Consider the following 20,305-nt stretch of genomic DNA (forward strand, 5'->3'; position numbering starts at 1 on the left):
CGGGAGAGGGAGCCGATAACGGGCGTTATCGCGAAAGCCAGGGCAGCGACAGCTCGGCGACTGAAGCCCTGCCGCCTCACTCGTACAACGTACTGACGCACTCCGGCGACAGCGCCGCCCGCAGCGCGGCCAGCGTGTCGTCCGACGGCACCACCTGCCACGCCTGCCCCAGCACCGCCTCGCAGACCGCCGAGGCGCTGGCGTACTGGATGCAGACCGGCAGCCCCGGGGTACCGGCGGACTGGGCCAGATGCGGGGTCAGCAGCTCGCGCAGCATCGCGGTCGACGAGTTGCCGTTCAGCGACAGCTTCAGCGCGCGCGCATTGCGGATCCGCGCGGTCGTCAGGTCCATCACGGTTTCGGCGGTGAAGCGCACCCCGCCGGTGAAGGTGTCGTGGCGGGCATTGCCCTGCGCGATCAGCAGCTCGTCCTCCCGGAACATGTGCCGGTTGGCGTCGAACAGCTCGTTGAACACCGTCATCTCGATCTGCCCGGTGCCGTCGTCGAGCAGCACGATCAGCATCTTGCCGCGCTGCGTCATCTGCGTGCGGATGCCGGTGATCACGCCGGCGACCATCTTGCCGCGCACGTCGCGGCCATAGCCGCCGCCGTTGCCCTGCACTTCCTTTTCCAGCGCCGCCAGCGTGCCCTTGACGAAGCGCCGCACCTCGTCGCGATAGGCGTCGAACAGGTGGCCGGAGAAGTAGTAGCCAAGCGCCTGCTTTTCTTCCTGCAGCATCCGCTTCGGCGTCCAGGCCGGCTCGTCGATCAGCTCGGGCCGGTACGCGTCGCCATCGTCGGCCATCAGGTCGAACAGCGACACCTGGTTGGCCGATTCGGCCTTCTGCTCCGCGGCCTCCATCGCGCGCGGCACCGAGGCCAGCAGCTGGGCGCGGTTCGGATGCAGCGTGTCGAAGGCCCCGGCGCGGATCAGCGCCTCGATCGTGCGGCGGTTGACCTGGCGGCGGTCGACGCGCTCGCAGAAGTCGAACAGGTCGGTGAACGGCCGTTCCTCGCGCGCGCGCAGGATGTCCTCGATCGCGCCCTGGCCGGAACCCTTGATGCCGCCCAGGCCGTAGCGGATCGTCTTCGCATCGGTCGGCGCAAAACGGTATTCGCTGGCGTTGACGTCCGGCGGCAGCACGCGCAGCCCGTTGGCGCGGCAATCCTCGTAGAGGATCTTGACCTTGTCGGTGTCGTCCATCGCCAGCGACATGTTGGCCGCCATGAATTCGGCCGGATGGTGCGCCTTCAGCCAGGCCGTGTAGTACGCCAGCAAGGCATAGGCGGCCGCGTGCGACTTGTTGAAGCCGTAGCCGGCGAACTTCTCCATCAGGTCGAAGATCTCGTCGGCCTTGTCGGCCGACAGCCCGTTCTTCGCGGCGCCCTCGCGGAACAGCTCGCGATGCTTGGCCATTTCCTCGGGCTTCTTCTTGCCCATCGCGCGGCGCAGCAGGTCGGCGCCACCGAGCGAGTAGCCGCCGATGATCTGCGCCATCTGCATCACCTGCTCCTGATAGACCATGATGCCGTAGGTCTCTTTCAGGACGGGTTCGACGCGCGGATCCGGATATTCCACCTTCTCGCGGCCGTGCTTGCGCGCGCAGAAGCTGGGAATCAGGTCCATCGGACCCGGGCGGTACAGCGACACCAGCGCGATGATGTCCTCGAAGCGGTCGGGCTTGGCGTCCTTGAGCATGCCCTGCATGCCGCGGCTTTCCAGCTGGAACACCGCCACCGTATTGGCGGACTTCAGGATGTCGAAGGCGGCCGGATCGTCGAGCGGGATCTGGCTGCAGTTCCAGTCGGCCTTGCCCGGATCGAGCCGGCGGATGTAGCGCTCGGCCCAGTCGAGGATGGTCAGCGTGGTCAGGCCCAGAAAGTCGAACTTGACCAGGCCCGCGGCCTCGACGTCGTCCTTGTCGTACTGGCTGACCACGCCGCTCATGCCGTCGTTCTGGCCGCCCTGCGTGTACAGCGGGCAGAAGTCGGTCAGCTTGCCCGGCGCGATCAGCACGCCGCCGGCGTGCATGCCGACGTTGCGGGTCATGCCTTCGACGCGCTGCGCCAGTTCGAGCAGCTGGCGCACTTCCTCTTCGTTGTTCTCGCGCTCGGTCAGCAGCGGCTCTTCCTTCTTGGCCTCCTCGATCGTCACCAGCTTGCCCGGCTTGAACGGGATCAGCTTGGCCACGCCGTCGACGAAGTTGTAGCCCAGGTCGAGCACGCGGCCGACATCGCGCACCGCGGCCTTGGCCGCCATGGTGCCGAAGGTCGCGATCTGCGACACCGCGTCCTTGCCGTACTTCTCCTTGACGTACTGGATCACGCGATCGCGGCCGTGCTGGCAGAAGTCGATATCGAAGTCGGGCATCGACACCCGCTCCGGATTCAGGGAAACGCTCGAACAGCAGCGCGTACTTGAGCGGATCGAGGTCGGTGATGCCGAGCGCGTAAGCGACCAGCGAGCCGGCACCCGAGCCGCGGCCCGGGCCGACCGGCACGCCGTTGTTCTTGGCCCAGTTGATGAAGTCCGCCACGATCAGGAAGTAGCCGGGGAACCCCATCTTGATGATGATGCCGGTCTCGAACTCCAGCCGCGCGTAGTACTCCGGGCGCTTCGCCTCGCGCGTCGCCTCGTCGGGGAACAGCACCTCGAGACGGCGCTCGAGGCCCTCCTTCGACATGTGCACCAGATAGTCGTCCAGCGACATGCCGTCCGGCGTCGGGAACAGCGGCAGGCGCGGCTTGCCGAGCTCGAGCGTCAGGTTGCAGCGGCGCGCGATCTGCACCGCGTTCTCGAGCGCGGACGGGATGTCGGCGAACAGCGCGCACATCTCGTCCTGCGTCTTGAAATACTGGTCGGTGGTGAAGCGGCGCGCGCGGCGCGGATTGGCCAGCAGCTCGCCCTCGGCGATACAGACGCGCGCCTCGTGCGCGGTATGGTCGTCGGGGGTCATGAACTGGACCGGATGCGTCGCGACCACCGGCAGCTGCAGCGCCGCGGCCAGCTGCACCGCGCGTTGCACATAGGCCTCGGTGCCGGGGTGGCCGGCGCGCTGCAGCTCGATGTAGTAGCGCTGCGGGAACACGGTGGCCCAGTGCCGGGCGACGCGCTGCGCGGCGGCGTCGTTGCCGTTGGCCAGCGCCTGGCCGACGTCGCCGCCCATCGCGCCGGACAGCGCGATCAGGCCGGTGGACAGCGGCAAGCCGTCCTCGCCCGGTTCCTCGAGCCAGGCGGGCTCGAGTTCGGCGCGGCCGCGGTACTGGTTCGACAGCCAGGCGCGCGACAGCAGCACGCACAGGTTCAGATAGCCGCGCCGGTCCTGCACCAGCAGCAGCATGCGTGAGGGCTTGTCGCGATCGTCGGCGTTGGTCAGCCAGACGTCGGCGCCGACGATCGGCTTGACGCCACCGCCGCGCGCCTCCTTGTAGAAGCGGATCAGGCCGAAGGCGTTGGCCAGGTCGGTCAGCGCAAGCGCGCCCATGCCATCGGCGGCGGCGGCCTTGACCGCATCCTCGAGGCGGACGATGCCGTCGACGATCGAGTATTCGGAATGGAGACGGAGGTGTACGAAGCGGGGCGAAGACATGGGCGCCATTGTACCGGCGCGAGCCGGCCGCCGGGCCGCCGGGGTGCGACGAAATCCGCTGCTGATCGCCCGGGGATGGCGGCGTGAGTCCCGACGCGAACGTGGCGCGGCGGTTCGGCGCGGCGGTTCGGCCCGGCGGTTCGGCGCGGTGGTCAGGTCGGTGCGGCGGTTGGATGCGGTAGCTGCGCGGTGGTTGGGTGCGGCGGTTAGGTGCGGCGGTCGGGCACGGCGGTTGGGCGCGACCCGCCCGGCTACCCGAACCGCTATAATTTCGCGTTTCCAATCAGGCAGTTAATGGGGCAAACGAGGGCGGCAAACGAGGCCGGCCCGCGATGGCGACGACGCCGCGCGACGCGCGGACCGATCCCCCGCACGCGCCCCATCCCGCCACGCCGTGCTCCGCAGTCCATGCAGATCGTCAATATTTCCGCCTACAAGTTCGTCACGCTGAACGACATCGAGACGCTGCGCGCCGCCCTGCGCGAGCGCTGCGAGGCAGCCGGGCTCAAGGGCACCATCCTGCTCGCCCCCGAGGGGATCAACCTGTTTCTGGCAGGCAGCCGCGAAGGCATCGACGATGTGGTCGGCTGGCTGCGCGCCGATCCGCGCTTTTCCGATCTGGAGCCGAAGGAGAGCCTGTCGGAAACCCAGCCGTTCAAGCGGATGCTGGTGCGGATCAAGCGCGAGATCATCACGATGAAGATGCCGCTGATCCGGCCCGAGGAAGGCCGCGCGCCGTCGGTGCGCCCTGCCGACCTGAAGCGCTGGCTCGACCAGGGCCATGACGACGAAGGCCGGCCGGTGGTGATGCTCGACACCCGCAACGCCTTCGAGGTTGCGGTCGGGACCTTCGAGCAGGCGGTCGACTACGGGCTGCAGAAGTTCAGCGATTTCCCGGCCGTGGTGGCCGAGCACAAGGACGAATTCACCGGCAAGACGGTGGTGTCGTTCTGCACCGGCGGCATCCGCTGCGAGAAGGGCGCGATCCATATGCAGCAGGCCGGCATCGAGCGCGTCTATCAGCTCGAGGGCGGCATCCTGAAGTACTTCGAGGAGGTCGGCGGCAGCCACTATCGCGGCGACTGCTTCGTCTTCGACTACCGCACCGCGCTCAATCCCGAGCTGGAACCGGCCGGGCCCAAGCAATGCTTTGCCTGCCGTGCGGTGGTCACGCCGGAGGAGCAGCAGAGCCCGCACTATGTGGTCGGCGTCAGCTGCCCGCACTGCCATCCGCAGCGCGCGGCGCAGGCCGCGTCCGTATCGAAGCCGGAAGGGGAAACGGCGCGGGCCTGATCGGAGCCTCGCCGTCGTCGGGAATGCGCCGGCGCGCTAGGCCGCCAGCAGGTGGTACAGATTGCGCAGCATGCCCGCGGTCGCGCCCCAGATGAAACGGTGCCCGCCGCCCTCGCGCGGATACGGCATCGCATAGAACATCCGCTCGCCGTCGACCCAGCGGAACAGCCGCCGCTGATGGTGCGACGGGTCCATCAGGAAGGCCAGCGGCACCTCGAACACATCGGCCACCTCGCGCGCATCGGGGCGCAGCGCGAAGCCGTCGCGCACCAGGCCCACCACCGGGCTGACATGAAAGCCGGTGCCGGTGATGTAGTCCGGCAGCGCGCCCAGCACCTCGACGTAATCCCGGTCCAGCCCGATCTCCTCCTCCGTTTCCCGCAGCGCGGTGGCGACCCGATTGCTGTCCTCGGGCTCCCAGCGGCCGCCCGGGAAACTGATCTGCCCCGCATGGGCGCTCAGGTTCGCGTTGCGCTGCGTCAGCAGCACGGTCAGGCCGTCGGCGCGCTCGACCAGCGGCACCAGCACCGCGGCGTCGCGCAGGCTCTGCTTGGGGTCGTAGGCGCGCGACTCGTCGGTCAGCTCGGGTTGCCAGGCCGGCGGGCTCAGGAAGCGATGGCGGATGAAGTCGGGCCGCAGGCGCGGCTCGGAAAGCGGAGGGTGCTGGCTGTCGACCGAGACGACCGGCAGCGATTCGGGATCGAAGGCGGGGCGCATAGCGGCACAAGTATGACAGACCTCGCCGCGGCGCATCGGGGGGCGGGGCCGGCGGCGGCATGCGCGGCATGGGGATCGCCCTGCAGGCCGCCATGCAGGCCACCATTCGGACCATCATGCAGCCAACCTGCCGCCACCATGCAAAAAGGGCACCCGAAGGTGCCCTCGAAGACGGGGCGCGAACCCCGTCCATCGCTCCGGCCGGCGTGCCGGCCAGGCGCTGCGTCTTACTCGGCAGCCGCGACCTTGGAGGCCTTGGTGACGAGCTTTTCCTTGATGCGAGCGGACTTGCCCGAACGCTGGCGCAGATAGTACAGCTTGGCGCGGCGCACATCGCCGCGGCGCTTGACTTCGATGCCGGCGATCAGCGGCGAGTACAGCTGGAACGTACGCTCCACGCCCTCACCCGACGAGATCTTGCGCACGATGAAGGACGAATTCAGGCCGCGGTTACGCTTGGCGATCACCACGCCTTCGTAGGCCTGCACGCGCTTGCGGTTGCCTTCGACCACGTTCACGCTGACGACAACGGTGTCGCCCGGCGCGAATGCGGGGATGGTCTTGTTCGCGGTCAGACGCGCGATCTCTTCCTTCTCGATCTGCTCGATGATGTTCATCGTTTCTTCTCCTGTGCCATCGTGACGGCGTTGCATGCCTCGCCTCCAGGCGCGGCCCCGACAGAGGATGGGGTTTCAACTGGCGGAGGCTTGCCCCCGCCCTTCCTTCGCCGTCCACTCCGACAGGAACTTCTCGTCGGCCTTGGTCAGCAAACCTTGACGGCGCGCGGACTCGATCAGGTCGGGCCGCTTGCGCGCCGTATTGACGAGCGCCTGATGGCGCCGCCATTTTTCGATCTCGGCATGATGGCCGCCGAGCAGTATCTCGGGGACCCGCATGCCTTCGTATTCCTCGGGCCGCGTGTAATGCGGACAATCGAGCAGCCCGTTGACGAAGCTGTCCTGCACCGCCGATTGCGCGTCGCCCAGCACGCCGGGCAGCAGACGCACCACCGCGTCGATCAGCGCCATCGCCGGCAGCTCGCCGCCCGACAGCACGAAATCGCCGAGGCTGATTTCCTCGTCGACGCGACGGTCGATCAGGCGCTGGTCGATCGCCTCGTAGCGGCCGCAGATCAGCACCAGGCCGGGGCGCTGCGCCAGCTCGACCACCTTGGCGTGCGTCAGCGGCGCGCCCTGAGGCGACATCAGCACCACGTGGGAGGCGCTGGCCCCCCTCGCCGGTACTTGTATCGGCACCGGTCCCGGCAGTGGCACCGGCCTGCGCCGCGACCGCGGCGTCGATGGCGTCCTCCAGCGGCTTGGCCAGCATCACCATGCCGGGTCCGCCCCCGTAGGGACGGTCGTCGATGGTGCGGTAGTTGTCCGTGGTGAAGTCCCGCGGATTCCAGCTGCGCAGCGTATAGCGCTGCTGCTTGGCGGCCCGGCTGGTGATGCCCCAGTCGGTCAGCGCGCGGAACATCTCCGGGAACAGCGTGATCACGTCGAACTGCATCCGTCTCACTCCTGTTCCGTTGCCTGCCATTGCCTTGCTGCTTTTTCTGCCCGGGCTAGTAGTCCAGCCCCCCAGTCCACCACGATGCGCCTCGCCTCGATATCGACGTGGCGCAGATAGGCGTCGACGAAGGGAATCAGACGCTCGCCGGGCTTGCCATCCGGCAGCGCGTAGGCGACCTGCAGGATCTGGTGGGCGCCGTTGTCGATCAGCCCGGCGACTTCGCCCAGGGCTTCGCCCTGCTCGTTGCTCACCGTGCAGCCGATCAGATCGACCCAGTAAAACTCGTTTTCTTCTGGCGCGGGGAAATCCTCGCGCCGGATCCAGACGCGACGCCCCTTGAGCGCCTCGGCCAGATTGCGGTCCGCTACACCGGACGCCTGCGCCACCACCGTGCCGCTATGCTCGCGCGACTGCGCGATCTTCAGGCACAGCGGCCCCGATTCGCGGGCCGCCGACTGGGCCACCGGCCGCGAAGCCGGAGCCTCGGGCTGCAGCAGCCACCAGCGCCGCGCATGCAGCAAGGCGCCGGCATCCTGCGCATGGGGCTGGACCTTGATCCAGCCGCGCACGCCATAGGCGGCGGCGACATAGCCGACCTCGATCAGGTCTTCGGGCAGGGCCTGCGCATACACCAGCGCGGCCGGGATGCGTGCCTCGCGTGGCGTGCCGGCCCCTGTTCCGGGCCCGGTGGCGCCAGGCGGCACGTTCAACGGCCGCCGTTGCGCGCCGCGCGCGGACGTGGTCACGGCAGACTACCGGTAACGGCAGCGAAAATCAGGCAGCGGCCTTGACGGCGTTCTGCTTGACCAGACGGGCAACGGTCGGCGACAGTTGGGCGCCAACGCCTTGCCAGTAGGTCAGGCGGTCTTGCGCCAGGCGCAGACCTTCTTCGCCCTGCGAAGCCAGCGGGTTGTAGAAGCCGATACGCTCGATGAAACGGCCGTCGCGGCGGTTGCGCGAGTCGGCGGCAACGATATTGAAGAACGGGCGCTTCTTGCTGCCGCCACGGGCCAGACGGATTACGACCATGGGTGAATTCCTCGAAAAACGGGGTGTTCGAACACGAAACGCAAGAGTATAGCCCAAATACTGAGGCCAAACAAACACTTAGGGTGGCCGACGGCGGTGCAGGCCAATTGACGGCCGCGTCACGCCTCGGCATCGTGGCAAAAACACCAATCGCAGGAGGGATCGTGCGCTACGTTAGTCACTTTTCCACCGTCCTGGCCGGGCTTGCCGCCCTGCTGTCCCAGGCGATCGCACCCGCCGCGCACGCGGAATCGCTCGAGCAGATCCAGCTGCCTCCCGGCTTTCGCATCGAGCGTCTGACCGACGCCGTGCCGGAGGCGCGGGGCATGACCTTTTCGCCGGGCGGCACACTGTACGTCGGCAGCCGCGGCGCAGGCAAGGTCTACGCGGTGCAGGCGCCGCTGAGCGGCAAGCCGGTGGTCCACACGATCGCCAGCGGCCTGACGCTGCCGATCGGCGTGGCCTGGCGCGACGGCGCGCTCTACACCTCGTCGGTCTCGCGGATCCTGCGCCTGGACGGCATCGAACAGCGCCTGTCCAATCCGCCCAAGCCGGTCGTCATCAACAACCAGCTGCCCAGCGAGACCCACCACGGCGGACGCTTCATCGCCTTCGGCCCCGACGGCTACCTGTACGTGCCGATCGGCGCGCCGTGCAATGTCTGCGCACGCGACGAGGGCCGCTACGCCAACGTGATGAAGATGAAGCCGGACGGCTCGGACCTGCAGGTCGTGGCCAAGGGCGTGCGCAACACCGTGGGCTTCGACTGGCATCCGACCACCCGCGAGCTGTGGTTCACCGACAACGGCCGCGACTGGCTCGGCGACGACCAGCCGCCGGACGAACTGAACCGGGCGCCGCGCGCCGGCATGCACTTCGGCTTTCCGTATTGCCACGCCGGCGACCTGCGCGATCCCGAATTCGGCAAGCAGCGTCCGTGCTCGGCCTTCGAGCCGCCGGTGGCACGGCTCGGCCCGCATGTGGCCGCGCTGGGCATGCGCTTCTACACCGGCACGCAGTTCCCCGCCGAATATCGCCACAACATCTTCATTGCCGAGCACGGCAGCTGGAACCGCAGCGAGCGGATCGGGTATCGCATCACGCGCGTGGTGCTCGACGACAGCGGCAAGGCGGTCAGGCAGGAGGTGTTCGCGCAGGGTTGGCTGCGGGACGGTCAACCGTGGGGCCGGCCCGCCGATGTCGAGGTCGCGCCCGACGGTTCGTTGCTGGTCAGCGACGATATGGCCGGCGCGATCTACCGCATCCGCTATGCACCCTAGCAGCGCGCGGCGGCCTTGGAACGCTGTCCCGGGCGGCGTTCGCGCAGGCGTCGCCAAAGATGAGAACGGACCGCATTCGCAGGCGAAACAATCCGTTACACCGGTAACGGGATTGGCATAGGCGCCTGCTGGCAGCGCTGCGTACCATGATCCCAATCTTCTCGATAACGACAGCAAGCGAAGGCTCTGGGATTCCGCATGCTTTTCCGCTCTCTCCTGCGCGACGCCGCGGCCGCCACCGTGCTGGTGGCGTCGGTGCTCGGCCTTGCGGCCCTGAGCCATGCTCAGGGCGGCTGGTCGCGGCAAGGCGCCGACATGCGGGATGGCTTCGGAGCGCGGCTGCTGCCGGCCGGCATGGAGCGCACCGTGATGCGTGCGGAGAGCCCTGACCATGTGCGGGCGCAAATCGAACGGATGGAAGCCCGCGCGCGTGCCGACAGCCGGCTGAACGGCCGCCCCAATCCGCCCAGCGAGCGCGGCGTCCCCGAACGTACCCAGACTTCCGACCGCAGCGCGCAGAACGGCAGCGCGGTGTCGGGCGACAGTCGTCCGGCCAATGTCGGACCCGGGTGGCAGGGCTCGGGTCGAGAAACCACCCGGTAGACCCGATACTTCTCCGCCTTATCGTTTGAAACGGCGACCGCGCCGCGATCGCGGTTGTCTTCGCGCGCTTGTCCCCGGCCCTTGTCCTCGCGCGCTTGCCCTTCCGCGCTTGCCCCTCCGCGCTTGTCCCTCCGCGCTTGTCCCTCCGCGCTTGTCCCTCCGCGCCTGTCCCTCCGCGCTTGTCCCTCCGCGCCTGTCCCTCCGCGCTTGTCCTCGCGCGTTTGCCGAGCCCCCCTCGCCCCGCGCCTTCACGGGGCGCGACCACGTTTGCCGCCGCGCATCTGCCCGCCTTCGCCGATCGCGATGGCCGCAAACGCCCGCGCCGGAACTTCACCCTCCCTCGCAAGGTCCAATAGCTTGTGGCGGCGGAAGCTGCGCCGCCACCTGGCTGCCGCCCGGCGCTGACCGGTGTTCAGCAGCGTGCCGTCGATCGCAGGCGGCGAACGCACACTGACATGCCCTCTCCTTCGGATCGTGTCGCGATGGGCGCGGCCTTCGTCCAACCAACCGACGAGGTTCGTATGCTATCCATGCTGACCGACCTGGCTCGACACGCGGGCCAGCTCACTCTGACCGTGCTATTCATGGGAATCCTGGCTGCCGTGCTGTACGGCGAAACCAATCTCGGTGTCCTGCTGGGCATCGTGTCGAACGCGCCGCGCTGACGGCAATCGGACGCTGCTGCAAGACAGGTCATCGCAGGTTTTGCACCAGCGCCCCCGGCCGGCGATCGAAGCCACGATCCGCCGGCCTTCAACCGGGTCATCGAAGCGGGCGGTGCGGCGTACAATGTGCGCTGCACTGCCCGCTTCCATCGTATGGTCGGGTCGCCGCCCCGGTCCTGATTTCGGGTCCTGATTTCGGGTCCTGATTCCGGGTCCTGATTTCGGGTCCTGATTTCGGGTCCTGATTTCGGGTCCTGATTCCGGTCCGATTCCGGTCCGATTCCGGTCCTGATTCCGGTCCTGATTCCGGTCCTGATTCCGGTCCCGATCCCGGTCCGCCGCCGGCAGGTTTTCCATCCCACGTCCACGCCCATGTCCGCCGCTCCGTCCTCCGCTTCGCCCGTCTCCCCCCGCCGCTGCCGCCAGCATGGACCGCGCACCGATGCGCAAGTCGAAGCTGCTGACCGTGGCGCTGGCCTTCCTGCTCGGCAGCCTGGGCGCCCACCGCTTCTATCTGGGCGGCCTGCGCGACCGCTATGGCTGGCTGCACCTCCTCGCCACGCTGGCCGGCGCGCTGGGCATCGCCTCGATGGTGCTGCACGTCGGCGCAGCCGCGCTGAACTGGACCTTCGCGGTGGCGGGCGGCGCGTCGGTGATCAGCGCGTTCCTGGCGGCGATCGTCTACGGGCTGCGGCCGGACGAGCGCTGGGACGCGCGCTTCAATCCGGACGGCGAGCCGACCCGCTCCGGCTGGCCGGTGGTGATCCTGGTGATCCTGTCGCTGCTGATCGGCACCGGTCTGTTGATGGCGGGGCTGGCCATCAGCTTCCAGACCTTCTTCGAGTCGCAGGTGGAAGCGGCACGCGAGTTGTCGCAATAGGCGGCTGAAAGCAGCCGACGGAATCCTCTGTCGCAATCAGCTGCCGAAATCAGCTGCCGAAATCAGACGCCGAAGTCAGCTGTCGCAATCAGCCCGCCGCCTTCGGGCGCCGAAGTCAGCTGCGGCGACAAATACGTCGGGCCGCCGCCGACACGGCGCTGACACGCCGCGGCTACGCTGCGGGTACGTTCACCCCGAGTGCGCCCTTCGATTTCCTGATCCACGTCAACCCCATTCCGGCGTTCGTCAACCATACTGAACCGGTTGTTTCCAACGTCGCGCGCCGCGGCGCTTCGCCGGCAGTGCGCGACCGGTCGGTCGAACTCCAGGAGTGGACATGAACGTTCCCAGCTATGAAGTGGGCCGGATGGCCGCCTTGACCGTCAGACTGATGCGCGCGTCCGGCCTGTCGCACGACGAGGCGGTGGCGGCGCTGGACCTGGCCTGCAGAATGATGGACGACGAGATGGCGCCGCGAACGACAACGACGGGCCCGGTGCGCCCGGGCGGTGTGCGGCCCCCTGCGGCGGCCAATCCGGTCCGGCCGCACCGGTAATGCGCTAGGCCGCCTCCAGCCAGCGGCGCACCGCGGGATGCACCGTCTCGCGCCAGGGTGCGCCGCTGAACAACCCATAGTGGTCGCAGCGCGCGATCGTCAGCCGTTCGCGGCATCGCGTCGGCAGGCCGCTGCACAGGCCCTGCGCCGCATGCGTCTGCCCCGGTCCCGATATATCGTCGCGGTCCCCCTCGACCGTCAGCAGCCGGGTGCGCCGCAGACAGTCGGGACGCACCATCTCGCCGCCGACCCGCCACATCCCCTTGGGCAGCAGCATCTGCTGGAACACCACGCGCAACGTGTCGAAGAAGAATTCCGCGGTCATGTCGAGCACGGCACCGTATTGCGCGACCGCGCGCTCGATCTCGCGCGCGGTATCGGCATCGGCCGCCTGGCGCCGGCACAGCCAGTCGAACATCAGCGTCGCGTGGCGATCCGGCTGCGCCGCGACCAGCGCCGGATATTGCAGGAAGCCCGGATAGATGCGCCGCCCCGCGCCGGCATAACCGCTTGGTACCACGTCGATCGCGGTCGCCTCGAGCCACGGCAGCGACAACGTGGCCGCGACGCGATCGAGCGTGGTCGGACCGAGCCGCGGATCGATCGGCCCGCCCATCAGCGTCAGCGTCGCCGGCTCGGCGCGATCGGCTTGCGCCACGCGCGAGACCGCGGCCAGCGCGGGCACCGTCGCCTGGCAGACCGCCAGCACATGCAGCCCGGCCGGATCGAGCAGCCGGATGAAGCGCTCCACCAGCAGCACGTAATCGTCGAGGCCGAAGCTGCCGGCTTCGCGCGGCACGTCGCGCGCATCGGCCCAGTCGGTGACGTAGACGTCCGCATGCGGCAGCAGCGCGGCCACGGTATCGCGCATCAGCACCGCGCGGTGTCCGGCCAGCGGCGCGCACAGCAACACGCGCGCGCGCGGCTTGCGGCGGGACCGCGGGGGACTCTGGAACGCCCGCAGCGTGCAGAACGGCGTCACCGACACGGCGCTGTCGCTGACCGGCATTCGCACCCCATCGACCTCGACGTCATCGAACTCGAAGCGCGCCGTGCCGAACGGTCCAAGCCAGGTCTGGAACCAGCGGTAGTAGTGCTCGAAGCGGCGGCGGTGCGAGGCCGCGGCCAGCGGATACGGCCCGGCGGCGAGCGCCTGCTGGGTCAGCTCGCCCCACATCACGACCGGATCGAAGGCTGCGCGGCCGCCCTGCTGCAACAGATGGATCATGGCTTCCCCAAGGCGACGCCAAGGCGGTCGGGAGCGCGAGTGCGCCAACCGCGGCGGCGTGCGCGGCGGATCGAACAGCCATTATGGACAGCGCGCCGGACTTGTACAAACCCGCAAGTTCAGAACAGCGAACCTTGCGCGTCGTCTTCCGGCTTGCGGGCACCACGCGCGCCGCGTCGCACGCCGGCCGGCGCCGCGGGCGGGACGAACTGCGACGTGTCCAGATCGAAGCGGTGATAGCGAAAGCCCAGGCGATCGGCCGCCTTGTGGAAGCGCTGGCGCATCAGGTCGGCCCAGACGCCGGTGCCGCGCATGCGCGTGGAGAAATCGGAATCGTAGTCCTTGCTGCCGCGCATCTCGCGCACGCGATTCATCACGCGCTCGGCGCGATCGGGGAAATGCGCCTCCAGCCATTGCTGGAACAGAGGCGCGACCTCCCACGGCAGCCGCAGCACGATGTAGTTGGCATAGACGGCGCCAGCCTCGCGCGCGGCCTCGAGCACGCGCTCCAGGTCCGGCTCGGTGATGAAGGGGATCACCGGCGCCACGCTGACCGCGACCGGAATGCCCGCCTCGGACAGCGTGCGGATCGTGCGCAGCCGCCGCGACGGCGTGGCGGCGCGCGGCTCCAGCGTGCGCGCGATCTCGGCATCGAGCGTGGTGATCGTGATCGCAGCCACGGCGAGGCGCCGGGCCGCCATCGGCGCCAGCAGATCGATATCACGCTCGATCAGCGACGACTTGGTGATCAGCGCCACCGGATGGCGGCATTCGTGCAGCACCTCGAGCACGCCGCGCGTGATGCGCTGGGTCCGTTCGATCGGCTGGTAGGCGTCGGTATTGACGCCCAGCGCGATCAGCTCGCATTGGTACGAAGGCCGCGACAGCGCCTCCCGCAGCCGCTCGGCGGCATTGGCCTTGGCGAACAGCTGCGTCTCGAAGTCCAGCCCCGGCGACAGGTCGAGATAGGCGTGCGTCGGGCGGGCGAAGCAGTAGATGCAGCCGTGCTCGCAGCCCCGGTAGGGGTTGAGTGAAACGCCGAACGGAATATCCGGCGAGGCATTGCGGCTGAGGATGGAGCGCGCCTGCTCCTGCGTAACGCGGGTGATCAGCTTCGGCGGCGCGGACTCCAAGGCGGCGCCTTCGCTGCGCTCCATGTCCCTGCCCTGCGTGTCCCTGCCCTGCGTGTCCCTGTCCTCTGCGCGCGCCGCATCGTCCTGTCCCGCGGTGTCCGGCGGGCCCCAGCCATCGTCGAAGGGCTCGCGGGTATCGCGCTCGAAGCGCCCCTGCAGATTGCTGACCGCGCCGCGGCCCTTCAGCGGCCGCGGCGGCGGCCGCAACGGCGCCGGCTCGCCGGGGATGTCATCCGCCGGCAACTCCGCTTCGCGCGGGCCGAGGTGGCGCCCCTTGCGCTCAATGTCCTTCATCTCATGCAGGCTGGCCCTTCTCGTCGACGGGGATGGCCAGCGTCTCCTTGATCTCTTCCATCACGACATAACTCTTGGACTGCGCGGCGCCCGGCAGTTGCAGCAGGATGTCGCCGAGCAGCCGGCGATACTCGCCGATCTCGCGGATGCGCGCCTTGATCAGATAATCGAAATCGCCCGACACCAGATGGCACTCCATCACCTCGGGAATGCGCAGCACCTCGCGCCGGAACTGCTCGAACATGTTGCCGGCCTTGTTGTTCAGCGTGATCTCGACGAAGACCAGCAGCGCGCTGCCCAGCAGGGCCGGATTCAGGCGGGCGTAGTAACCCATGATGACACCGTCGCGCTCCATCCGCTTGACCCGCTCGATGCAGGGCGTGATGGTCAGCCCGACCGCCTCGGCGAGGTCCTTCATCGAGATGCGGCCATCGGCCTGCAGCAGCGCCAGGATGCGGCGGTCGAGGCGATCCAGGCCGCGTACCGGTTGACGGGTCGTTCTCATGAATTTTTCCTTTTTCCGGGAAATTTTCGGTAATTATGACTGGATTGATTCCAATACCATAGCGGATATACCTTCATACAATCGACATCTTGGTTGGGGTCCCATCGCAATGCGCGTTCTCGTTCTTGGCAGTGGCGTGATCGGCGTCACCAGCGCCTGGTATCTGGCCAGGGCCGGCCATGAGGTCACCGTGATCGATCGCGAAGCGGCGCCGGCACTCGGCACCAGCTTCGCCAATGCCGGCCAGATCTCGCCCGGCTATGCGTCGCCGTGGGCCGCGCCCGGCGTGCCGCTGAAGGCCATCAAGTGGATGTTCCAGCAGCACGCGCCGCTGTCGATCCGGCCCGACGGCACGCTGTTCCAGCTGCAGTGGATGTGGCAGATGCTGATGAACTGCAGCGCCGACCGCTACGCCGTCAACAAGGAGCGCATGGTGCGGCTGGCCGAATACAGCCGCGACTGCATCCGCGCGCTGCGGGCCGAAACCGGCATCGCCTACGAGGGCCGCCAGCAGGGCACGCTGCAGGTCTTCCGCACCGACGAGCAGCTCGAAGGCGCCGCCAAGGACATCGCCGTACTCCAGGAAGCGGGCGTGCTCTACCAATTGCTGTCGCGCGAGGATCTCGCCGCGAGCGAACCGGCGCTGGCCGCGGTCAGCCAAAAGCTGACCGGCGGCCTGCGCCTGCCCAACGACGAAACCGGTGACTGCCAGCTGTTTTACCCAACGGCTGGCGGCCATGGCCGAGGGCCTGGGCGTGCAGTTCCTGTACAACCGGTCGATCGACAGCCTGATGACGCAGGGCACCGCCGTGACCGGCGCCATCGTCGGCGGCGAGCCGATCTTCGCCGACGCCGTGGTGGTCGCGCTGGGCAGCTGGTCCACGCCGTTCATCAAGGACTTCGTGCGGATTCCGGTCTATCCGTTGAAGGGGTTCTCGATCACCGTGCCGATGACCGACGCGGCGCGCAGCCCGGTATCGACGGTGCTCGACGAGACCTACAAGGTGGCGATCACCCGCTTCGACGACCGCATCCGGGTTGGCGGCATGGCGCAGATCGTCGGCTATGACCGTTCGCTGGATCCGGCCAAGCGGCGCACGCTGGAACACGTGGTGACGGACCTGTTCCCCGGCGCCGGCGACGTAGCGCGTGCCTCGTTCTGGACCGGCCTGCGCCCGATGACGCCGGACGGCACGCCGATCGTCGGCCCGACCCCGGTCAAGGGACTATGGCTCAATACCGGCCACGGCACGCTGGGCTGGACCATGGCGTGCGGCTCCGGCAAGCTGCTGGCGGATCTGGTGTCCGGCGCCTCGCCGGCGATCCGGGCCGACGATCTGTCGGTGGCGCGCTATCAGCGCGAGACGCAGCGGCATTCGCTGCCAAAGCCGGCCACCGCGTGACCGAAACAACGACGTGCCCGGCGCGGGCAATCCCGGCATACGCATGAATGGACGGCCCCCTCGGGGGCCGTCCTCATTTGCAGCCAGATACGGCAACTTGCCGGCATCGGACACAAGCATCCCTTTGGCGCCTGTCGGATAGTGGCGTGCCCCCTTTCCGAACCTGCCACGGTTTTCCGGCCGCAATACTGCCGGAAAACCGGTCATGGCAACTGCCCAAAGGTCATTCGATGCCAAACGAAGCGCCCGCTCGGCCAACCTCCAACAGCACGCCGCCTCACCGGACGGATTCCGTGCCCCCCCACCGCCGGGTCACACCACGGTCAACGATTGCAGGTCGGCGCCAATTCCACGGTCAATATCAGATGGATCCCCGACCACCTGATCGAACGGATCGGCCTGTTTCTCCCTGCACGCTCGCTATTGCACCTGTTCGCGTGTAACCACACACTGCAGCGGGTCCTCAAGCCCCTGGTGGCATGGCGGCATTGCGAGCACTTGATCGGGATGTCCAATACAAGGCCGCAAACGGCCGACGACTATCGCCACACCATCTCGGCCGCGCAACCGTGCAGGCCCAGGGACAGGCTCAATATCTTTCGGATGCTGGCGCGCACCTTGCCGTGCTGCGTTGGGGAGGACGAGCGACGCGAGGCCGCCAGCGCCCTGGCGGAGGCGGCGGCGCAAGCTGGCGGCGACTTTGGCGCCGCCCGCGTAACGACCGACATACTGCGCTGCCTGGGATATCGCCAGGCGCATCGCAGCACACCGTGGCTTGCCGACATGGAGGCCTCGCTGTCGGCCTACATGCAGGGCGAACCGGTAGAGAAACGCGCCCCGCTGATGGGGGGACTATCTGGTGGCGGTACGCCAGCTTCCGCCGCCGCAACGCGAACCCGGTTATTGGGAGCGTACCCTGGCGTATTTTCCCGCAAAGGATGCCGCGGCGACCTTGAAGGCGGTGACATCATGGCCGTTCCCGCCACGCGATAGCCACAAATGCAGCGTCGCGTTTCAATCCCTGCTTGGCATGGCACAACGGCTGGCCGCACCCGATGGCAGGCCGTCACCGTGGCAGGCCACCGCCTTGCTCGCGCTGCTCGACACCATTTCCGATCAGCGCTATCTGGGCGCGGACAGGCCCGGTGCCTGGGCGGCGATCCATGGGGCGGCCTTGAAGCTGCCTTCCGAAGCGAAATCCGGGATGCTGTGCGGGCTCGCCAGGCAGCTGTACGCTTGCAGCGCCGGGCGCGACAACCTCTGCCGCCATTGGGACCAGTTGCTCGATGCCGCGGACGATCTGCCGGCGCCGGCCTTGGCGAACGTGTTGAGCGAGCTGGTGCGCGCATTCGATTGCCCCGTGTGGAGCGAAGGAGGCGCAACCAGCGACGAAGAATCCGAAGAAGACGTATCGGACGGCGGCTACTTCGTCTATGGCGATCCGTTCATGCCGAGCAAGATGCAGTCGGGCGATGACGCTGCGCAACGACTGGTTTCCGAGCGTTGTACGCAGCTGCTCGATCGACTCGATACACTGCCGCCCTCGATGCGCGGCAATGTGCTGGCGGTGGTGGATTCGATGCTGACCAGTCGACAGGTTTATTGGTCAACTGTCCGGCATCGCGCTCTGAAAGAGCGGCTGATCGTGAGTCAAGCCGCCTTGCAGGAAACGACCGCTGGTCACGGAGGACCGGCCGCCAGCGTCAGAACTGCGCTTCCATCAGCGCATTGACCGGTCCCGCCCCCTGCACGATGGCATCGCGGATACCCCCGGCCTGCGACAGCACGTGTTCGGCGAAGAAATGCGCCGTGGCGATCTTGGCCTCGTGGAAGGCCGGATCTTCGGCACGGCGTGCATCGGCGGCCACCATCGCGCGTCCGAGTTGCCAGCCCGACAACACGATGCCGCACAGCTTCAGATACGGCACGCTGCCGGCAAACGCGGCATTGGGATCGGTCTTGCCATTGGCGACGATGAAGTCGATCGCCTGCTCCAGCGCGGCGCGGCCCTTGGCCAGTTGCGCCTGCATCGCGGCGAAGGGCGCGCCGCCATGCGCGGCCAGCGCGGCCTCGGTCTCGGCAATGCGCGCGCAGATGCCGCGCGCCACGGCGCCGCCATCGCGCACCGTCTTGCGGCCGACCAGGTCGTTGGCCTGGATCGCCGTGGTGCCCTCGTAGATCGGCAGGATGCGCGCATCGCGATAGTGCTGCGCGGCGCCGGTCTCCTCGATGAAGCCCATGCCGCCGTGGACCTGCACGCCCAGGCTGGTCACGTCGATCGACAGCTCGGTGCTCCAGCCCTTGATCACCGGCACCAGGAATTCGTAGAACGCCTGGTTCTCGCGGCGCACCGCCTCGTCCGGATGCTGGTGCGCGGTGTCGCAGGCGGCCGCGCCGACATAGGCCAGCGCGCGCGCGCCTTCCGTCAGTGCACGCATCGTCATCAGCATCCGCTTGACGTCGGGATGATGGATGATGGTGACCGCCTGCCGCGCCGAACCGTCGACCGGCCGGCTCTGCACGCGCTCGCGGGCATAGGCCACGGCCTGCTGATAGGCGCGCTCGGACACCGCGATGCCCTGCATGCCGACCGAGAAGCGGGCCGCATTCATCATGATGAACATGTACTCGAGGCCGCGGTTCTCCTCGCCCACCAGCGTGCCGATGGCGCCGCCGTGGTCGCCGAACTGCAGCACCGCGGTGGGGCTGGCCTTGATGCCCAGCTTGTGTTCGATCGAGACGCAATGCACGTCGTTGCGCGCGCCCAGCGAGCCGTCCTCGTTAACCAGGAACTTGGGCACGATGAACAGCGAGATGCCCTTGACCCCTTCCGGCGCATTCGGCGTCCTCGCCAGCACGAGATGGACGATGTTCTCCGCCATGTCGTGCTCGCCGTAGGTGATGAAGATCTTGGTGCCGAACAGCTTGTAGGTGCCGTCGCCCTGCGGCTCGGCGCGCGTGCGCACCGCGGCCAGGTCGGAGCCGGCCTGCGGCTCGGTCAGGTTCATCGTGCCGGTCCACTGGCCCGAGATCAGCTTGGGCAGGAAGACCTGCCGCTGCGCGTCGCTGCCGGCGGTCAGCAGCGCCTCGATGGCGCCGTCGGTCAGCAGCGGGCACAGCGCGAACGACAGATTGGCCGAGTTCAGCATCTCGTTGCAAGCGGTGGCGATCAGCTTGGGCAAGCCCTGGCCGCCGAATTCCTGCGGATGCAGCACGCCTTGCCAGCCGCCCTCGCCGAACTGGCGGAACGCGTCCTTGAAGCCGGGCGTGGTGGTGACCGCGCCGTCCTTCCAGCTGCTCGGCTCGATGTCGCCGGTGCGGTTCAGCGGCGCGATCACCTGCTCGGTGAACTTGGCCGCCTCGTCGAGCACCGCCTGCGCGGTGTCGGCCGTCGCTTCCTCGAAGCCCGGCAATTGGCTGATGGCATCCAGCCCGGCCAGTTCGTTGATCGCGAACAGCATGTCCTTGAGCGGGGCGCGGTAGGTCATCGAAGTCTCCGTTATCGCAATGGGTCGCGGCAGTTGGCTGAGCGCGACCGTTCGATGCAGCGTATAAAAAAGCCGCTCGCGGGCGGGCCCGGAACGGCTTGTCTTGGCTTTTCTTTTTCTTGTGTC

General features: G+C 67.9%; 16 protein-coding genes and 3 pseudogenes. 9 read left to right on the plus strand and 10 right to left on the minus strand.

Translation table 11 applies throughout. The features are described from left to right. Positions 1 to 76 precede the first annotated feature (76 nt). Positions 77 to 3,590, minus strand: a pseudogene (gene dnaE / locus OJJOAM_RS04415) (DNA polymerase III subunit alpha). A gap of 408 nt (positions 3,591 to 3,998) precedes the next feature. Here dnaE and OJJOAM_RS04420 point away from each other — a divergent pair. After that, entirely contained in the window at positions 3,999 to 4,883 is an 885-nt protein-coding gene (locus OJJOAM_RS04420; protein ID WP_422648975.1) for a sulfurtransferase, read from the plus strand. A 36-nt stretch (positions 4,884 to 4,919) separates the two neighbouring features. Here OJJOAM_RS04420 and OJJOAM_RS04425 read toward each other — a convergent pair whose 3' ends face one another. From OJJOAM_RS04425 to rpsP, 5 genes and pseudogenes are all read right to left on the minus strand, one after another. Further along, positions 4,920 to 5,600 (minus strand): CoA pyrophosphatase, encoded by a 681-nt coding sequence (locus OJJOAM_RS04425; protein WP_422648976.1) that lies wholly within the window; start codon positions 5,598 to 5,600, stop codon positions 4,920 to 4,922. A 227-nt stretch (positions 5,601 to 5,827) separates the two neighbouring features. Next, complete coding sequence (rplS, locus tag OJJOAM_RS04430; RefSeq protein ID WP_422648977.1) at positions 5,828 to 6,217, minus strand: 50S ribosomal protein L19; 390 nt, start codon at positions 6,215 to 6,217, stop codon at positions 5,828 to 5,830. A 75-nt stretch (positions 6,218 to 6,292) separates the two neighbouring features. Continuing rightward, a pseudogene (gene trmD / locus OJJOAM_RS04435) lies at positions 6,293 to 7,112 on the minus strand (tRNA (guanosine(37)-N1)-methyltransferase TrmD). A 5-nt stretch (positions 7,113 to 7,117) separates the two neighbouring features. Next, positions 7,118 to 7,861 carry a ribosome maturation factor RimM gene (gene rimM, locus OJJOAM_RS04440; RefSeq protein ID WP_422648978.1) on the minus strand — a complete coding sequence of 248 codons (744 nt, stop codon included), beginning with the start codon at positions 7,859 to 7,861 and terminating at the stop codon, positions 7,118 to 7,120. 28 nt (positions 7,862 to 7,889) lie between these two features. Beyond that, entirely contained in the window at positions 7,890 to 8,144 is a 255-nt protein-coding gene (rpsP, locus tag OJJOAM_RS04445; RefSeq protein ID WP_422648979.1) for a 30S ribosomal protein S16, read from the minus strand. Between the two features lie 164 nt (positions 8,145 to 8,308). Here rpsP and OJJOAM_RS04450 point away from each other — a divergent pair, with 164 nt between their 5' ends. From OJJOAM_RS04450 to OJJOAM_RS04470, 5 genes are all read left to right on the plus strand, one after another. Continuing rightward, entirely contained in the window at positions 8,309 to 9,424 is a 1,116-nt protein-coding gene (locus OJJOAM_RS04450; RefSeq protein WP_422648980.1) for a PQQ-dependent sugar dehydrogenase, read from the plus strand. Between the two features lie 198 nt (positions 9,425 to 9,622). After that, positions 9,623 to 10,027, plus strand: coding sequence for a hypothetical protein (locus tag OJJOAM_RS04455; RefSeq protein WP_422648981.1), 405 nt, complete (start codon positions 9,623 to 9,625; stop codon positions 10,025 to 10,027). A gap of 530 nt (positions 10,028 to 10,557) precedes the next feature. Continuing rightward, a complete protein-coding gene (locus tag OJJOAM_RS04460) occupies positions 10,558 to 10,692 on the plus strand; it encodes a hypothetical protein (protein ID WP_422648982.1) in 135 nt (44 codons plus the stop codon). A 427-nt stretch (positions 10,693 to 11,119) separates the two neighbouring features. Further along, a complete protein-coding gene (locus OJJOAM_RS04465) occupies positions 11,120 to 11,572 on the plus strand; it encodes a TM2 domain-containing protein (protein WP_422648983.1) in 453 nt (150 codons plus the stop codon). Positions 11,573 to 11,909: 337 nt separating this feature from the next. After that, positions 11,910 to 12,128, plus strand: coding sequence for a hypothetical protein (locus tag OJJOAM_RS04470; RefSeq protein ID WP_422648984.1), 219 nt, complete (start codon positions 11,910 to 11,912; stop codon positions 12,126 to 12,128). 4 nt (positions 12,129 to 12,132) lie between these two features. Here the strand turns inward: OJJOAM_RS04470 and phaZ are convergent, their stop codons facing one another. From phaZ to OJJOAM_RS04485, 3 genes are all read right to left on the minus strand, one after another. Further along, a complete protein-coding gene (phaZ, locus tag OJJOAM_RS04475; RefSeq protein ID WP_422648985.1) occupies positions 12,133 to 13,356 on the minus strand; it encodes a polyhydroxyalkanoate depolymerase in 1,224 nt (407 codons plus the stop codon). 119 nt (positions 13,357 to 13,475) lie between these two features. Next, positions 13,476 to 14,783 (minus strand): PA0069 family radical SAM protein, encoded by a 1,308-nt coding sequence (locus OJJOAM_RS04480; RefSeq protein WP_422648986.1) that lies wholly within the window; start codon positions 14,781 to 14,783, stop codon positions 13,476 to 13,478. 1 nt (position 14,784) lies between these two features. Continuing rightward, complete coding sequence (locus tag OJJOAM_RS04485) at positions 14,785 to 15,288, minus strand: Lrp/AsnC ligand binding domain-containing protein (RefSeq protein WP_422648987.1); 504 nt, start codon at positions 15,286 to 15,288, stop codon at positions 14,785 to 14,787. Between the two features lie 109 nt (positions 15,289 to 15,397). On the opposite strand from OJJOAM_RS04485, the pseudogene OJJOAM_RS04490 reads away from it, so the two are divergent. The 3 genes and pseudogenes from OJJOAM_RS04490 to OJJOAM_RS04500 all read left to right on the plus strand — a co-directional run bounded on the left by OJJOAM_RS04490 (position 15,398) and on the right by OJJOAM_RS04500 (position 18,423). Further along, positions 15,398 to 16,691, plus strand: a pseudogene (locus OJJOAM_RS04490) (D-amino acid dehydrogenase). Positions 16,692 to 17,021: 330 nt separating this feature from the next. Further along, positions 17,022 to 17,684, plus strand: a complete 663-nt coding sequence (locus tag OJJOAM_RS04495; RefSeq protein ID WP_422648988.1) for a hypothetical protein — start codon at positions 17,022 to 17,024, stop codon at positions 17,682 to 17,684. Between the two features lie 37 nt (positions 17,685 to 17,721). Continuing rightward, positions 17,722 to 18,423: a hypothetical protein gene (locus OJJOAM_RS04500; RefSeq protein ID WP_422648989.1), complete on the plus strand. Its 702-nt coding sequence runs from the start codon at positions 17,722 to 17,724 to the stop codon at positions 18,421 to 18,423. Here OJJOAM_RS04500 and OJJOAM_RS04505 read toward each other — a convergent pair. Then, the gene (locus OJJOAM_RS04505) at positions 18,395 to 20,179 is read right to left on the minus strand and encodes an acyl-CoA dehydrogenase (RefSeq protein ID WP_422648990.1); all 1,785 of its coding nucleotides are present in this window, start codon (positions 20,177 to 20,179) and stop codon (positions 18,395 to 18,397) included. The genes OJJOAM_RS04500 and OJJOAM_RS04505 overlap by 29 nt on opposite strands. Positions 20,180 to 20,305: the final 126 nt, after the last annotated feature.

The sequence above is a fragment of the Cupriavidus sp. H18C1 genome, from assembly GCF_049311595.1.
Taxonomy (GTDB): Bacteria; Pseudomonadota; Gammaproteobacteria; order Burkholderiales; family Burkholderiaceae; genus Cupriavidus; species Cupriavidus cauae.

Excerpts from the sequence above, each read along its gene's own strand:
- OJJOAM_RS04420 (WP_422648975.1), top strand. The coding sequence starts at position 3,999 with ATGCAGATCGTCAATATTTCCGCCTACAAGTTCGTCACGCTGAACGAC.
- OJJOAM_RS04425 (WP_422648976.1), bottom strand. The coding sequence starts at position 5,600 with ATGCGCCCCGCCTTCGATCCCGAATCGCTGCCGGTCGTCTCGGTCGAC.
- rplS (WP_422648977.1), bottom strand. The coding sequence starts at position 6,217 with ATGAACATCATCGAGCAGATCGAGAAGGAAGAGATCGCGCGTCTGACC.
- rpsP (WP_422648979.1), bottom strand. The coding sequence starts at position 8,144 with ATGGTCGTAATCCGTCTGGCCCGTGGCGGCAGCAAGAAGCGCCCGTTC.
- OJJOAM_RS04455 (WP_422648981.1), top strand. The coding sequence starts at position 9,623 with ATGCTTTTCCGCTCTCTCCTGCGCGACGCCGCGGCCGCCACCGTGCTG.
- OJJOAM_RS04460 (WP_422648982.1), top strand. The coding sequence starts at position 10,558 with ATGCTGACCGACCTGGCTCGACACGCGGGCCAGCTCACTCTGACCGTG.
- OJJOAM_RS04465 (WP_422648983.1), top strand. The coding sequence starts at position 11,120 with ATGGACCGCGCACCGATGCGCAAGTCGAAGCTGCTGACCGTGGCGCTG.
- OJJOAM_RS04470 (WP_422648984.1), top strand. The coding sequence starts at position 11,910 with ATGAACGTTCCCAGCTATGAAGTGGGCCGGATGGCCGCCTTGACCGTC.
- phaZ (WP_422648985.1), bottom strand. The coding sequence starts at position 13,356 with ATGATCCATCTGTTGCAGCAGGGCGGCCGCGCAGCCTTCGATCCGGTC.
- OJJOAM_RS04480 (WP_422648986.1), bottom strand. The coding sequence starts at position 14,783 with ATGAAGGACATTGAGCGCAAGGGGCGCCACCTCGGCCCGCGCGAAGCG.
- OJJOAM_RS04485 (WP_422648987.1), bottom strand. The coding sequence starts at position 15,288 with ATGAGAACGACCCGTCAACCGGTACGCGGCCTGGATCGCCTCGACCGC.
- OJJOAM_RS04500 (WP_422648989.1), top strand. The coding sequence starts at position 17,722 with ATGGCACAACGGCTGGCCGCACCCGATGGCAGGCCGTCACCGTGGCAG.
- OJJOAM_RS04505 (WP_422648990.1), bottom strand. The coding sequence starts at position 20,179 with ATGACCTACCGCGCCCCGCTCAAGGACATGCTGTTCGCGATCAACGAA.